Origin of the sequence: Hymenobacter puniceus, assembly GCF_014333525.1 — a bacterium.
Lineage (GTDB): Bacteria > Bacteroidota > Bacteroidia > Cytophagales > Hymenobacteraceae > Hymenobacter.
In genome coordinates this window covers 401,185-416,404 of the sequence record NZ_JACSCX010000003.1, presented here as the reverse complement: position 1 = coordinate 416,404, position 15,220 = coordinate 401,185, and the positions used below count along the sequence as shown (strand labels likewise).

10 protein-coding genes and 1 pseudogene are annotated in these 15,220 nt (G+C 62.9%); 5 read left to right on the top strand and 6 right to left on the bottom strand.

Annotation, left to right across the window (positions count from 1 at the left end; translation table 11 throughout):
- Positions 1–34: 34 nt before the first annotated feature.
- Positions 35–1,258: pseudogene (locus H8B14_RS10460) on the top strand (MFS transporter); the annotation flags it as partial.
- 50 nt (positions 1,259–1,308) lie between these two features.
- Entirely contained in the window at positions 1,309–1,716 is a 408-nt protein-coding gene (locus H8B14_RS21115; protein ID WP_261989991.1) for an MFS transporter, read from the top strand.
- Positions 1,717–1,966: 250 nt separating this feature from the next.
- Here the strand turns inward: H8B14_RS21115 and H8B14_RS10450 are convergent, their stop codons facing one another.
- The 5 genes from H8B14_RS10450 to H8B14_RS10430 all read right to left on the bottom strand — a co-directional run bounded on the left by H8B14_RS10450 (position 1,967) and on the right by H8B14_RS10430 (position 8,664).
- Positions 1,967–3,349 carry an ABC transporter permease gene (locus H8B14_RS10450; RefSeq protein WP_187315582.1) on the bottom strand — a complete coding sequence of 461 codons (1,383 nt, stop codon included), beginning with the start codon at positions 3,347–3,349 and terminating at the stop codon, positions 1,967–1,969.
- A gap of 4 nt (positions 3,350–3,353) precedes the next feature.
- Positions 3,354–4,772 carry an ABC transporter permease gene (locus tag H8B14_RS10445; RefSeq protein ID WP_187315581.1) on the bottom strand — a complete coding sequence of 473 codons (1,419 nt, stop codon included), beginning with the start codon at positions 4,770–4,772 and terminating at the stop codon, positions 3,354–3,356.
- Between the two features lie 4 nt (positions 4,773–4,776).
- A complete protein-coding gene (locus H8B14_RS10440; RefSeq protein ID WP_187315580.1) occupies positions 4,777–5,484 on the bottom strand; it encodes an ABC transporter ATP-binding protein in 708 nt (235 codons plus the stop codon).
- Positions 5,485–5,661: 177 nt separating this feature from the next.
- Positions 5,662–8,091 carry a TonB-dependent receptor gene (locus tag H8B14_RS10435; protein WP_187315579.1) on the bottom strand — a complete coding sequence of 810 codons (2,430 nt, stop codon included), beginning with the start codon at positions 8,089–8,091 and terminating at the stop codon, positions 5,662–5,664.
- A 258-nt stretch (positions 8,092–8,349) separates the two neighbouring features.
- The gene (locus H8B14_RS10430; protein WP_187315578.1) at positions 8,350–8,664 is read right to left on the bottom strand and encodes a hypothetical protein; all 315 of its coding nucleotides are present in this window, start codon (positions 8,662–8,664) and stop codon (positions 8,350–8,352) included.
- Between the two features lie 362 nt (positions 8,665–9,026).
- Between H8B14_RS10430 and H8B14_RS10425 the strand changes: the two genes are divergently transcribed.
- Positions 9,027–10,817 (top strand): ABC transporter ATP-binding protein, encoded by a 1,791-nt coding sequence (locus H8B14_RS10425; protein WP_187315577.1) that lies wholly within the window; start codon positions 9,027–9,029, stop codon positions 10,815–10,817.
- Between the two features lie 158 nt (positions 10,818–10,975).
- Here the strand turns inward: H8B14_RS10425 and H8B14_RS10420 are convergent, their stop codons facing one another.
- Positions 10,976–13,039, bottom strand: coding sequence for a matrixin family metalloprotease (locus H8B14_RS10420; RefSeq protein ID WP_187315576.1), 2,064 nt, complete (start codon positions 13,037–13,039; stop codon positions 10,976–10,978).
- Between the two features lie 223 nt (positions 13,040–13,262).
- On the opposite strand from H8B14_RS10420, the gene H8B14_RS10415 reads away from it, so the two are divergent.
- Complete coding sequence (locus H8B14_RS10415) at positions 13,263–14,150, top strand: M48 family metalloprotease (RefSeq protein ID WP_187315575.1); 888 nt, start codon at positions 13,263–13,265, stop codon at positions 14,148–14,150.
- Between the two features lie 123 nt (positions 14,151–14,273).
- Entirely contained in the window at positions 14,274–15,170 is an 897-nt protein-coding gene (locus H8B14_RS10410; RefSeq protein WP_187315574.1) for a PhzF family phenazine biosynthesis protein, read from the top strand.
- The last annotated feature ends 50 nt before the right edge of the window (positions 15,171–15,220 follow it).

Here is a 15,220-nt window from a genome sequence, read left to right as displayed (position 1 = left end):
ATTACGTAGTAGGCTGGTTTCCGCCTTTGTTTGTATGCCTGCCTCTACCCTGCCGCTCCTGCCTGCTGCTTCCCCGTTTACTCCGCTGCGCATTCCTATTTTCCGGATGCTCTGGATTGCGTCGTTTGTGAGCAACATTGGCACCTGGATGCAGAACGTGGGGGCCGTGGGGCTGATGACAGAGCTGACGCCCTCGCCAGTGCTGGTAGCCTTGCTTCAGACGGCTTCAGCACTGCCCGTGTTTTTGCTGAGTCTGCCTGCCGGTGCCCTCGCCGACCTGGTGGACCGCCGCAAAATGCTGCTCATCACTCAAACCTGGATGGCGGCAGTGGCGCTGTTGCTGGCAGCCAGCACGCTGCTGGGGTTCAGCAACCCGTGGCTGCTGCTCACGCTCACGTTTCTACTGGGCTTGGGCGGCGCCCTCAACAACCCTGTCTGGCAAACCGTAACACCCGAGCTGGTGCCGCGCACCGAGCTGGCCCAGGCCATTGCGCTCAATAGTGTAAGCTTCAACCTGGCCCGGGCTTTCGGGCCGGCACTGGGAGGCCTGGTGATTGGGTACTTCTCGGCGGGGGCAGCGTTTCTGCTGAATGGACTGTCGTTTCTGGCCACCATCTACATGGTGTATAGCTGGAAGCGGGCCCCACAGGCCACGTCTTCGCTGGCCACGGAGCGGGTGGTGGCCGCCATCCGGGGCGGGATACGCTACGCCCGCTTTTCCCCCCCGGTGCAGCACATTCTGGTGCGGGGCGTGTGCTTCACGTTTGGAGCCAGCGCGTTGCTGGCTTTGATGCCGGCCGTGGTGGTGCGGCAGCTGCAGCTACCCACCTCGTTCTACTCCATTCTGCTGTCGTGTATGGGGGCCGGGGCGGTGCTGGGGGCGCTGCTGCTACCACGCCTCAACCAGCGCCTCAGCATCGACTGGCGCGTAACGCTGGCTACGGCTGCGTTTGCGCTGGGGCTGCTGGGCTTGGCCTATTCGGGCAGCAAGCCGCTGCTGATGGCGCTATTGGTGCTGGTGGGGTTGGCCTGGATGCTGGTGCTCAACTCGTTTAGCGTGGGCGTGCAGACGGTGGTGCCGCGCTGGGTGCAGGCCCGCACCATCAGTTTGTACCTGCTGACCATTCAGGGCGGCATGGCGCTGGGCAGCGTGGTGTGGGGTGCGGTAGCCAGCCGCTGGGGACTGCCAGTGGCACTGGCCGGCGCCGCCAGCTGGCTTACACTCAGCACCCTGCTGGGGCTGCGCTTCTCGCTCTATAACGCCCCCGAAACCCTCGACCACACGCCCGCCCCCGCCCCGAACCGCAGCTGGCCGAAGCGCCCGCGCCTACTGCCGGCCCGGTTATCATTACTACCACCTACCACGTCGCGCCCGAAAACCGCCCCACCTTCACCTACCTCATGGACCGGTTGGCTGACATCCGGCGGCGCGAAGGAGCTATTGGCTGGGGCCTGTACGTGGATCTGGCTGAGCCCACCCGCCTGGTGGAATACTTCATGACCGAGTCGTGGGAGGAACACGCCCAGCAGCATGAGCGGGGTGTGAGCCGCGACGAAGCGGCGCTCAAAACCCAACTCCGGGCGATGCACCAGGGCCCGGAAGCGCCAGTGGTAGCGCACCTTCTGGCGCAAGCCTACCATGATACCTCGCCGCCCCCGCTCATGGTGCCCGGCAGCACCCGCCTAGTAGCCAGCACCGCCGGCGAGGCCACATAAGACGCCAACTTACCCACCGGCAGGTACTTTGCTAAAAGTATAACAAGCCACTTTCCTATAAGAAGTGTCCTGTTTCAGTTGCCGAAAGTAAGCAGATGGAGTATTTTCCGGGCCGGAGGTGAGCTACCGAATGCGGGGGAGCTACAGTTATTGGGCCGGTCATGGGCAACTGGCGTCGGTACTACCGTCGTGTTTCCTACCCGGCCAATACCTGGCCTAATGGCAGTCAGCCGTCGGGCCGGGTTCCGCGTTAGCGTGGCGTAATCGGGCGCAAACGCAACAGTAGCAGCCCCAACCCACACACAGCGGCCACGCTTAACAGCAGCTTCAGCAGCCCGTGTTGCGCGGTGGTCAGTTCGGGCGTGCTCGTGAAGCTATGTGTTGGCTCGCGGGCGTAGTCGGCGTGGGTAAACTCGACTTTGTGGAACAGAAACGGGTAATAGAACGCCCGCAATGAGTCGTGGTAGCGGGTGGCGCTGCGCTGGAAGGCCAGGTGGGTGGGCAAATCGGAGCCGGCCAGGGCGTTGAAGCTGCTCTGGGCGTTGATGGCGGGTGACAGCAGGTTGAGCTGCTCTACCAAATCGTAGCGGGCCTGCAGGCCGTGGGCGTAGGCGGCGGCCTGCGGAGCCACGGCTTGGTCGCCGAGGTGCTGGAAGGCGTAGTACCAGCGCCACACGAATCGCTCCCGAATGATGGTCGTGTCGCGCCACTGCGGGTAGAGGGCGAAGAAGCGGTTCATAGTTTCAGTTTTGGGCTTGTCCCAGCCGGCGTGGATTTCCTCGCGCTGCCGGATGGTCAGCTCCAGGCCCTGGGGCACGGGACGGGCCGCCGCCACGGCCAGGTTCAGCAAACTGGGCACCAGCACTACCAGCACCAGCCACACGCCCAGCAAGGCCACGGCATTCACGGCCGAGGGCCGCTGCCAGGCCGTAACCACCAGCACCACCCCAAACCAGAACAGGCAGTACAGCACCGTCAGGGCCAGCCAGCTCGCCACGCGCCCATCCAGCGGCACCCCGGCCCAGAGCATCCCGGCCACCGACAGCAGCCCCGCCAGCCCCAACACCAGCGCCAGCCGAAACGCCAGCTTGGCCGCTACCACCGTCGCAGGGCGCACCGGCTGGGCCGGCAGCAGCGTCAGGATGCCTTCTTCCCGCTCCGCCGACAGCAAGTTGAAGCCCAGCGCAATGATCAGCAGCGGCAGTAGGTACACCAGCACGAAGGCCAGGTCGAAGTTGCCGCTAAGCAGCTTCATGGGGTTAGCGTTGTCGGTGGCGTAGAGCTGGTTGTGCAGGCCCAGCAGGCGCAGCTTCACGTAGCTCGGGTTCACGTCGCGCAAACCCAGCGAGAGGGCGGCCCAAGCATCAGGATGGTGCACGGCGAAGGTGCTGTGGTAGTAGCCGATGTCGCCGGCGTCGGCGGGGCCGGGGAATTTCACTTGCAGCTCGGCCACATTGCGGCGCGTCAGCTCGGGCAGGGCGGCCAGCTGGGTGCGTTGGCGGGCTATTTCGGTGGTGCCGTAGTAGATGCCGTAGAGGCCGGTGGCCAGCAGTAGCCCGCACAGTAGCACGAGGCCCCGGGCAGCGCGAAAGTGCCGCCACTCGTAGTAGAACAGGATTCGGAACAGGTGCATCAGCTTACTCAACAGAGGTTTTAGAAATCAGCCGCAGCCCCAGCCAGCTCAGGCCCGCGGCCCAGAGCAGCAGCGCGGCCACCGGCAGCAGCAGGCGCGGCAGCGCCCACCCCACGGCGGGCGCCTGGTAGGTAAAAACCGGCAGCTCGCGCCAGGTAGCAGCGTCGAGGCGGCGCTCCTTGTCGCCGTGGCCCATGCCGGCCTGCAGGCCGTTGAGGCGCTGCACCAGCGCGTAGCGGTAGGCTTCGGCGGCCTGCTGAAAGTGCACGGAGTGGGCGAAATCGGAGCCGGCCAGCCCCATCGAGAGCGGCCGGATGGCCTGGTACGGGTTCAGCAGCCCGGCCCAGTCGGAAAGGCGGTTCTGGTGCTCGTAGGTGGCGTTCAGCTCGGCAAAATGCTGCTGATAGACTTTGGCGGAATATTCCTCCCCGGCCGCCATCTGCACCCCGGCCAGACTCACGGGCAGCTTCTCTTCGGAATCGACGCCGTACTGCTTGAGCAGGCCAGCTTTCAGCGCCTCGGCGCGCTTATCGTGCGGGTCGTGGCCGTCGATGCCGTGCTGGGCCGCCTCGTGCACGTCGGCATCCAGCTGGGCCTTGGTGATGGTGGGGTACAGCGTGGCGCCCAGATTGGCGGTGGCCTTGGGCAGGATGATGCCGCCCAGAATCCAGAGGCCCAGCAGCAGTACCAGCGCCGCGCGGGAACTGCTTTGCCGCGCCGACACCACCACCGTGCCCACCACCATCAGGAAGAAATACACCGCGTAGCCGAGCCCGAACAGGACCAGCCGCGCCACCAGGTCAGTATTAGAGGCAAACTCCTCGCCGGTAAACAGCAAAGCCGCCGCCAGCGCCAAAGCCGGCGTGACTACCAGCGCCACGGCCTGGCCGTAGCCCGCAATCTTGCCCCAGGCCACCTGCCGCATACTCACGCCCTGACTGAGCAGCAGCTTGAGCGTGCCGGTTTCACGCTCTTGGGTAAAGGCCCCGAAGCACAGGAAAATAATGAGCAGCGGCACCAGCAGCTGCAGGACAAAGGCCACGGTCATCTCCCCGAACCGGATGAGGGAACCCGACTGCTGGGCTTGGCTGAAATTGACGCTGTTCTGCTGGTGGGCCTCCAGGTACACGGCGCTGCCGGTAAACGAGTCCACCCCACCATCGAGCAAGCTCAGCCCCGATTTGGGCCGGAAGGCAAACGAGCCGTAGTGGGCCACCCGGTGCGGGTGCCGGGCCGGCTGGTTGCGAAACTGCGCATTCACGGTGCCCTGGGCCGTCTGCCGCTCCCGCTGCAACGTGCGGAACGAGGCGCGGCCCACCAGCGTGGCGGCCAGCAGCAGCACCAGCACCAGGGTACTCAGCACCGCAAAGCGCCGGTCGCGCAGGGTGCTGATGAATTCTTTTTGGGCAATGCTTCGGATCATCGGTTTAGTGCATGTAGGTGAGGTAGAGCTGCTCCAGCTCCTGGGCGTTGAGGGCGGTGGTGGGGCGCACGTCCACCAGCTCGCCCTCGCGCATGATGCCCACGCGGGTGCCCACTTCCTTGGCCCGGAAGATGTCGTGGGTGGCCATGAGCACGGCCGTGCCCTCGCCGCTAAGCCGCCGCAGCAGTTCCGAAAACTCGTTGCTGGCCTTGGGGTCGAGGCCGGAAGTGGGCTCGTCGAGCAGCAGCACCTTGGCGTGCTTGGCCACGGCAATGGCAATGCCCACTTTCTGGCGCATCCCTTTGGAGTAAGCCCCCACCCGACGGCGCACGGCCTCGGCCGGCAGCCCGGCGTCGGTCAGGTAGGCCAGCAGCTCACTTTCCGAATACTTGAAGCCCGCCAGACTGCTGAACAAGGCCAGATTCTCCAGCCCCGTCAGGTGCGGATACAGCATCACGTTTTCCGGAATGTAGGCCAGGTGCCGCTTGATTTCGAGCGGATGGGCGGCCACTTCCAGCCCGTTCACGAAGGCCGCGCCCGCGGTGGGCTGAATGAAGCCCAAAAACAGGTTAATGGTGGTGGATTTGCCCGCGCCGTTCTGGCCCAGCAAACAGAAGATTTCGCCCGGCGCAATCTGCAGGTTCAGCCCGCGCAGGGCCAGCTTATCGGCGTACTGCTTGCGCAGCGCCCGGGCTTCGAGAAGGTAGGTCATGGGTTAGGGAAGAGTATTGTGTCCTGATAAAAGCCCGTCATGCTGAGCTTGCCGAAGCATCTCTACCGCTTCGTTGCAAGGGTATTGAGTAGCGCTGCAGTAGAGATGCTTCGACTCCGCTCCGCTGCGCTCAGCATGACGTTCTGGTTGGCTCGGTACGGCCGATCTTCTGCCGGCCTAGAACGTGTAGCCCAGCGTGGCCATGAAGTTGCGGGGCGCGCCGGGGCTGGCCCGGAAGAAGTCGTAGCCGCCCACGAAGTAGTAGGTGTCGAGCAGGTTGTTCACGTTCACGTGGAAGTTGAACTTGCCGGTGGTGTAGAACAGGGCCGCATCCAGCGTAGTGTAGCCGGGCCAGTAGGCCCAGTACAGCTCGCCGGTGCGGGTGTTCTGCACCTGGTTTTCGGTGCGGCGGCGGCCCACGGCGTTGCCGCCCACGGCCACGCCCAGTCCGCGCAGCGCGGGCGTCACGAAGGTGTACTTGGTCCAGAGGCCGGCGGAGTGGCGGGGCGAATTCGCTAGGGGTTGGCCTTCCTCCACCGCCAGGGCCGCATCCAGCACCTCGGAGTGGTTGAAGGCGTAGGTGGCGTTCAGGTTGAGGTTGGGCAGCAAGTTGCCGGTCAGCTCCAGCTCGGCTCCGCGCGAGCGGACCAAGTCGTTCTGCCGGTACACGGTGGTGCCGTCGGGCATCAGGTCGTTGGTGGGCACCAGCTGGTTGCGCTTCTCAATCTGGTAGGCCGCCACCGTGGCCAGCAGGCCCTGGTTGAAGAATTCGCCCTTGAGGCCGGTTTCCAGCTGGTAGCTGGTTTCGGTATCGAAGGGCGTGCTACGGCCGTAGCGCTCCGGAAACCGCAGAAACTCCGGCTTCAGCGGCCGGAAGCCGGCGCTGTAGCTGATGAAGTAGTTCAGGTTATCCCGCAGGGCATACGTGAGGCCGGCGCGGGGCAGCAGACGGCGCTGCGGAATGGTTTCCTCGCCGTTGCCGTAGTCCCGCTCATCATTGAACAGCTCGTAGCGTGCTCCCAGCAGCACGTTCAGGCGGGGCGTCACGGCCAGCTGGTCCTGCACGTACAGGCCGGTAGTGTGGTAAACGGAGTTGATATAATCGACGAAAAACTGCGGCAGCGGCCGGCGCACGTACTTCGTGGGGTCTTGGATTTCGTAGAGTGGCTTCTTCAGATCCAGGGTCAGCGGCGTGGCCACGCCGTTCACCAGTTTCTGCCGGGCCTCAAACATGGTGCTTTGCGGGTCGGTGGTGAAGCGGATGTAGTCTACGCCCGCCACCACTTTGTGCTGCACCGGGCCGGTGGCCACGTTCAGCACGAAGTAAGAAGCTAGGTTCTTGGTGTACTCCTCGGCCCGCCGGTCGAAGTAGCGCAGGTTCATCACCGTGTTGGCGGGCGCATCGGCGTAGGTGTTCAGGGTGCGGTGCTCGCTCAGATTCTCGTTGTAGGTGAAATCGAGGTAGGAGGCGTTGAACGACAGCCAGTCGGTGAAGCGGTGGTTGAGCGAGGCGTTGAGGTAGTAGGTGCTGGTGCGGAAATAGTCACTGGGCTGGCTGAGCGTGAACGAGCGGGGCAGCGCGTACAAATCCCCGCCCCGAATAGTGATGCCCCGGTCGAGGTAGCCGTCGATGTGGGTGTACACCAGCTCGGCGTTGAGCGTGGTGTTGTCGGTGGGCCGGAACGTGACGGTAGGCGCCACCATCAACGAGCGGGTATCGTTCACGCTGCGAAACGTATTCGACTTCTCGAAGCCCGCATTGAAACGGTAGAGCACATTTTTCTGCTCGTTCACCGGGCCCGTCAGGTCGGCCGTGGCCCGCATGGTGTTGAAGCTGCCGGTGGAGAAGGTAACGGCCTGCCGGGCCACGTCGAGCGGCTTTTTGGTGACCATGTTCACCGTGCCGCCGGGGTTGATGTCGCCGTAGAGGGCCGCGCCGGGGCCCTTCAGAATTTCCACCCGCTCCAGGTTCACCACCAGCGGGGCCGTGAAAAACGCGTTGCCGTAGCTGAAGCCCGAGCGCAGCCCGTTCAGCAGCCGGAAGCCGCTTTCGTAGCCGTTGCGGAAGCCCCGAATCGTGAGGTCGTCGTAGTGCGAGTACTGCGTCACGCCGGCCACGTTCTTCACCACGTCGGTCAGGCGCAGGGCCTGGCGGTCAGCCATCAGCTCCTTCGTCACCGTTGAAATCGACTGCGGCACGTCGATGGGCCGGGTGGCGGTTTTGGTGCCCACCAGGCTATAGTCGCTCTTGTAGGTGGTTTCCTGGCGGCCCAGCACCTCCACTTCCTGCAGGGCCGTGGCAATGGGCTGTAAGTTGAAATCCACCGTGAGCGTGGGCGTTTCGGGGCTCAGTACCACTGTGCGGCGCTGCTCCTGATGGCCCAGGCCGCGGGTGATGAGTGTGTATTCGCCCAACGGCAGGGTAAGGGAGAAATGCCCATCGGCCCCGCTCAGGGCCGAGAAGCGGCCGGAAGTTTCCACTACGGAAATGCCTTCCAATCCGTGGCCGTTCGGGCCGTTTACGTGGCCATCGATGTGGCCCGTGGAGGCTTGGCCCAGCGCCAGGAACGGGCCCAGCACCAGGAAAAACAGGAAAAGTCGGAACATGAAAGAATGCGCATACCCAGGCCCGGGGCCGCGAAGCCGCCGGGCGGGTTGAAGTCAGAAAGGAAGAGGAGATGCCACTCAAGGGCAGCAAAGTGCTCCGTCCGGAAACCGGCGGGCAGTCAGCAAACAACACCTGAAATGCGCAGTAGCAGCGGGCTGCCCCGGCTACCGCCGCGCGCCATGCCGGTCAAAGCCGCACACGCAGTTCGCAGAAACACGAGCCGGGCCGGGCGCTATCTTCCAGGAAAAGACGCTGAATCAGGCCTGGCGGGCCGGCGGGCCGCGCAAGGACGCCCCGTCGAGCAAGTGGGAGGCCCGGCATACGGGGGCCTGCGGGCGGTACACGGCGTAAGGCTGCAGCTGAACCGGCTGGGGCACTACAATAGGCGCGGCCGGCTGGAACGGAGCATCAAACAGATGCTCTGTCTGGCAATGCTGGTGCTTGGCCGCAAGAACAGCCTTGGCGCCTGCCTGAGCGGCGTACCGCACGATATGCGTATCATCGGTGTGCCGGTGAAAGTGCGCGCGCAGTACGGCCGCCTCGGGAGTGAGCACTCGCAGCAACAGTAGCATCAGCCACCAGGCAAACAATTTACGCTTGTTCCGCACGCTTCACCACCTTACTTGATGAGCGGCAAAGGTACTTGAGAATCCTGCAAATGCAACCTAGTTACATTAATAAAACAAACTTTTATCCAGTACTCAGACCAGAATGCTATGCCCACTCCCCTCGATCTACCGCTAAAAAATCCTGTTTTTGTACTACCCAATGACGACGCAGGCTGCTGTTGCCTTGCCTTACTTATTCCCACTATCGGCCCCAACTGTCTGCTACCTAGAATAAGTCTTTACCCAGGCGATTCTGTGCGACCTTTGTCCGGCCTGAACATTTCGCCTGTCGCGGCGCTTGTACCTTTTCTGTCCTCTAAATCCGAATGACTCTTCTCTACCGCTACCTGCGCCACTACTGGGGCCTGCTGGCGCTGGCTTTGCTGCTGGCCGCCATCAACCAGGTTTTCTCGTTGCTCGACCCCTACATTCTGGGGCAAATCATTGACCGATACGTGTCGCCGGCCCTGAAAAATTCTCAGAAGCCTACGTTCTGGGTGTTTCTTATGGGTGGCGCCGGCCTGCTGATTCTCAAAGCGCTGGGCGTGGCTATGGTGTCGCGCATTGCCAAGAATTTCCAGGATTATTACACCAACGTCATCACCCAGCGGCTGGGGGCCGAGCTGTATTCCGACGGCCTGCGCCACTCGCTGGAGCTGCCGTACCAGGTATTCGAGGACCAACGCTCGGGCGAGACGCTGGGCAAGCTCCAGAAGGTGCGCACCGACGTGGAGAAGCTGATTCAGAGCTTTATTAATATCCTGTTCATTTCCTTGGTGGGTATCATTTTCGTGACGTGGTACGCCCTCAGCGTGTACTGGCCCATTGCGCTGGTGTATTTTCTTACCATTCCGCTGCTGGGTACACTGAGCTTTTTTCTGAGCAAGCGCATCAAGGTGATTCAGAAAACCATTGTGGCCGAAACCACGGCCCTGGCTGGCTCCACCACCGAGAGCCTACGCAACATCGAGCTGATCAAGAGCTTGGGGCTGGCGCAGCAGGAAACCCAACGCCTGAACGCCACCACCGAAAAAATCCTGAAGCTGGAGCTGAAAAAGGTGCGCTACCTCCGCTCGTTGTCGTTTGTGCAAGGCACATTTGTGAACCTGATGCGCAACGTCATTCTGCTCATGCTGGTGTTTCTGGTGGTGCAGGGCGTGATTCAGCCGGGCAAGTTCATCACCTTCTTTTTCTACTCCTTCGCCATTTTCGGGCCACTGCAGGAAATGGGTACCCTCATCAACATCTACCGCGAAACCGAGGCCTCACTGGCCAACTACCAGCAGATTCTCGACACGCCCAAGGAAGTCAAGCCGGCCCACCCCAAAATCATCGAGCAGATTGAAACCCTGGCTTTCAACGAGGTGCACTTCCAGCATCTCACGGCCAGTGCCCCTGCCCTTGATGGCATCAGCTTCCAGACCAAGCTGGGCGAGACCATTGCGTTTGTGGGTCCTTCGGGCTCGGGCAAAACCACGCTCGTGAAGCTGCTGGTGGGCCTGTACCCGCCCGCCCAGGGCCAGATTCTCTACAACGGCATCCCCGGCCCCGAGTTGGACCTCGACACGCTGCGCGAGCAAATCGGCTTTGTAACCCAGGATACGCAACTGTTTGCCGGCACCATCCGCGAAAATCTGCGCTTCGTGGCTCCTCACGCCACCGACGAGCAGTGCCTGCATGCCCTGCACCAAGCCGCCGCCGACACGCTGCTAGCCCGCGCCCCGTTGGGCCTAGATACCATTATTGGCGAGGGTGGCGTGAAGGTATCGGGCGGCGAAAAGCAGCGCCTCAGCATTGCCCGCGCTCTGCTGCGCCGCCCTACCCTACTGGTTTTCGACGAAGCCACTTCGGCCCTTGACTCTCTTACCGAAGAAGAAATCAGCCAGACGGTGCGTGAGCTGTCGGGCTCGCGCCGGCACATCACCATCCTCATTGCCCACCGCCTGAGCACCATTCTGCACGCCGACCGCATCTTCGTGCTGGAGCGCGGCCACGTGGCCGAAGCAGGCCGCCACGAGGAGTTGCTGGCGCAGCGCGGCCTCTATTACGCCATGTGGCGCCAGCAGATTGGCGAGCGGCCCCAAGCTGCTATCCGGCCGCAAGCTCAACCCGCCTAAGCAGTAGCTTACCACGCTGATGCTATCTAGGAAGCTGAAAAAACGTCCTGAGTAGCGACAAAGCCAAGGGCCGGGACACTGCAACCTTCTATTGAAGATTGCGGTGTCCCGGCCCTTGGCTTTGCAGGCTCTTTTTACTGAAAGAGCAAACCACGTTTTCAGTGCTGCACTACAATCCGGTGCGTGCGCGGTGCGCCACTCGCAGGCACCCAGCGCAGCACGTATACGCCGTTGCGCAGGTCTGCTACGCTGAGCGCCACCGTGCCAGTGGCTGCAAGCACGCGCAGTTCCCGCACCGGCCGGCCAGTAGCATCCAGCAGTAGCAGCTGCCCGCCTTTTTCAGTTGCCGGCACCCAAATGTGCAGCACGTCAGCCACTGGGTTCGGGTACGCTTCCACCTCAGCTGCGTCTGTTCCGGAGTTTTCTACTGTCACGACAGGTGAGAAGCTGGTTTGTCCGTCTTGGTCTACTTGGCGCAGACGGTAGTACCGTAGGCGCTTAACAGGCAGCGGGCGTTGGTCGGTGGCGGTGTAGGTGCGGCGGCTGATGCTCTGGCCGGCAGCCGATATTCGCGCCACTTCACGCCAGTTGTCAGCAGCAGGCTCATCGGTGGCCTGCACCACAAAGTAGGCGCTGTTCTGCTCGCTGGCAGTTGCCCACTCCAGCTGCGTGCCGGGCAAAGTGGCGTTGTAGCGGGCGCCAAATGTTATCAGCTCCACCGGCAGCGGCGCCACGCTTTGCAACTGAATCAGGGCCTCGCCGCAGGGGTTGGGGCTGTTGAGGCTGAAATCAGTAACGGCCCGCCCGCCCGCCACGTCGCTTTCGGGGCTGAGCGTGCGCGACTGCTGGCTGTTGGCAATGGCGTAGTGCATAACAGCGCCCGGCCGGATGATGTGGCCCAGCTGATGGCCATGGCCCAACTCGTGCAACGCCACACTCTCGAAGTCGAACTGCGAAAACGCGGGTGCCCCAGGCCCAAAGTTCCAGGCGGCGCCGTCATCGAAAGCATAATCGGTTTCTGTTAGCTTCCAGTAAGTTACTCCATTGATAATACAGCCCGAATAGCGGGAAGTGGCCCGGCCCAGCACACCGGCGGGCAGCTCGGCTCCCACATCAAACCGCACGATGTTCACATTGTCGGCGGCAATGGTGCTGGTGCCGGCAACTGCCCCAATGCCACGCACCAGGCCGGTAGCCAGCTGCCAGCTGTTGAGGGCACGGCTGAAAGCCGCCGAAGCCGCTGCATTGCCATTCAGGTCGGCATCGTACTGCAGCGTGTAGCCGCCCAGGCCGTTGTCGTTGATGAGCCGCGCCCGTGTCGCTGGCGTGCCAATGTTGCTGTAGGCATACAGAACAGCAAGCGGCGTGGCGCTACTGACTGCTGTGCCGCCGTCGGGCGTGACTCGGAATATACCTGAGCCAGCGCCCCCGCTACCGGCACTCGACGGCACCCGCAGTTCAATTTGGGTGTCGGTCCAGGAAACATAATCGGTGGCATTAGCGGCCACGTAGGAATTGCCGCCTGCATCAGCGTTTGGGAACTCCACGCGGCTGCCAGCGCCGCGGGTGCCAAAGCCCGTACCGGTAATGGTAAGCAGCGCCCCGGTGCCAGCCGCCAAACTGGCGGGCGCAAAGCTGCTGATAACGGCTGCCGCGGCGCGGCCAGCTACTGGCTCCGCCTGCAGTGCGTCATTGGCCTGCACCTGTTGCCACCGAGTGCCCCGCAGCTGCGCCAGGGCCGGATACAGCTCCCGCTCGATGGAGCTATAGCGGGTGTAGGGGTCTGTTGCGGTATGGTCGGGCAGGTTGTAGCGAAGCAGGCCCTGTGGGCCAGCCACCAGGCGGTAGGCCCCGCGGGGGCCGGTGGGGTCGGGCTCCAGAAAAAATATTCCCTGCTGCCCTACCTGCAGCCCGGCGGTGCCAGTCACTTCTTCGCGGCGGTTGCCCAGGGTTCCGCCGGGCTCGGCTACGGCTACCACTCCGGTAGGCACGGCTCCACCCAGCACTTTGTAAATACTGAGGCTGCTCACCGTCGAGAGGTTGCCGCCAGCTCCTGCCACTGTCTGCTGCTCCCTCACTTCTGCTTCCACTACCAGGGCGGCCGAGGCAGCCCGCTGGCTGAGTGGCACCGGCACCAACATACAGGTTTGTTGTTGGGCCTGCGCGCCCAGCATGGGCGCTACCCAACTTATACCAATGGCAATCAGGTAGCTTCTCATCATAGGGCAAGTATGGCAAAAAAGGCAATTGTAGAATGCAGGCAGCGCCCCCAAAAAGCAAATAGGCTTTTCCATAACCATACCCCTTTCGCTATAATTCCGCCACTGGTTTTTCGCAAATTAGTAAACGAAAAGGCGGGTTTGCCGCGTTGTACAGGAAACAATGTATGCGCAGGAATTGGCAGCATAATTGCCTACTTCAGTGTATCACTTAAAGGACTTTTTTATGACCCATCCCCGCTTTTTTCGCCGCCTGCTGGCTGGACTGCTGCTTTCTTTCGGGCTGCAGTCGGGCGGGTTTGCTCAGTCTGCTGCTCCTCAGCGCGACGTACTGCGCGAAATCACCGATGTTGTGGGCCTCAAGCCGCGCTTCGAGCTGCTGGCCACTTCGCAGGTGCAGAATGCAGCCGCTGTGGTGTATAGCGGCAAGCGCTATTTGCTGTATAATCCGCGGTTTGTAACGGCCGTAAACCAGGCCGGCCGCACCGACTGGGCCGGCATCAGCATTCTGGCCCACGAAATGGGCCACCACCTCAACGGCCACACCCTGCGCCCCGGCGGCTCGAACCCCACCGACGAGCTGGAAGCCGACGAGTTTTCGGGGTTTGTGCTGCGCAAGATGGGTGCCAGCTTGGCACAGGCGCAGGCCGGCATGGCGGTGGTATCCGACGAGCAAGCCTCGCCCACGCACCCGGGCCGCAGCACACGCCTGCGCGCCATTAACGAGGGCTGGCAGCGCGCCAGCCAGCAGATTGTGGCCAGCAACCGCAGCACCGCACCTTCCGCTTCGCCGGCCATGGTAATAAACCGGCCAACGCCCGCACCGGTAGCCACGGCAGCCAGCCGTATCAGCCAGCCCAGCAACACGATTGGCAAAATCACGTTCCGGAGCAACCCCAGCGAGCTGTATTACCTTACCAGCCACCTCAACATCGTGCGACTCAACCAGGATGCCCGCACCACACAGGTGGTCGGCCGCCTCACCCGCTCCGATTCGGTGTCGTTTCCTTACGTAATCGTGGATGGGCAGCAGCGCCGCCTATTTGTGAGTGCCGCCGGCGCGGTGTTTGATGCCAACGGCCGTCAGGTAGCCATGCTCTCCGACCCATCATAGGCATCAAACGCAAGCAACTCTCTTCTGGCAACGGCCGGCTCCTGTATGCAGGGGCCGGCCGTTATCTTTGGCACTCCGGTGCCGTTGGCAGCGGTTTCAGCTGTCCTGTTTGTCCTGCTTCCGATGCCTGTTTATCCTTTTCTGCTGGTAGATGCCTTCACCGAAACCGCGCTGGGCGGCAACCCCTGCGCCGTGGTGCTAAACGCCGACGACCTGCTTCCCGAACAGATGCAGCGCCTAGCGCAGGAGTTCAACCAGTCTGAAACCGCCTTTGTGCGCGTTTCGGCTGCTGCTGATTTTGCCGTCCGGTACTTCACACCAGCTGAGGAAATTCCGCTGGCCGGCCATCCTACTATTGCCACGCTCACGGCCCTGCTGCATACAGGCCGCCTACCGCGCCCCGCCCGCTCTACGGCCCTCACCCTGGAGCTTCTGCACGGGCCTATTGCGGTGGCAATTGAGCCGGCCGAGCCTGGCCGCCCGCATGTGGTGCACATGACGCAGCGCCGCCCCGTGTTTGGGCAGGTGCACGATGCGGCCGAGGTGCTGCCCATGTTCGGCCTCACGCCCGCCGATCTGCTGCCCGGGGCCGTGGTGCAAACTGTGAGCACCGGCACGCCGCAGCTGATGGTGCCTTTGCGCGACGCAGCTGCTTTGCGCCGCGCCCACCTGGCCCAGCCCGAGGCGCTGCTGGCCTACCGGCAGGCCACTGGCTTTTTCAGCTCCCACCTGTTTTGCCTGGAGGGCGCCACGCCGGCGGGCCGCACCTTTGCGCGCCACCTCTGCACCCCACCCGACGTGCTCGAGGATCCGGTAACAGGCTCGGCTACCGGTGGCATGGCGGCCTACCTCTGGCACTACGGGCTGATAGACTCGCCGGCGTTTCTGGCCGAGCAAGGCCACTGGCTGGGGCGCCCCGGCACGGTGCAGGTACTGGTGCAGGGCCCGCCGGAGGCTATTGAGGCAGTGCGCATCAGCGGAACGGGTGTGGTTGTGCTGGAAGGCAACCTCACGCTGTAGCAGTGCACCACAGTTCTCGGCGTGGGCGGTGCAACCTCAACGGGTGGTTG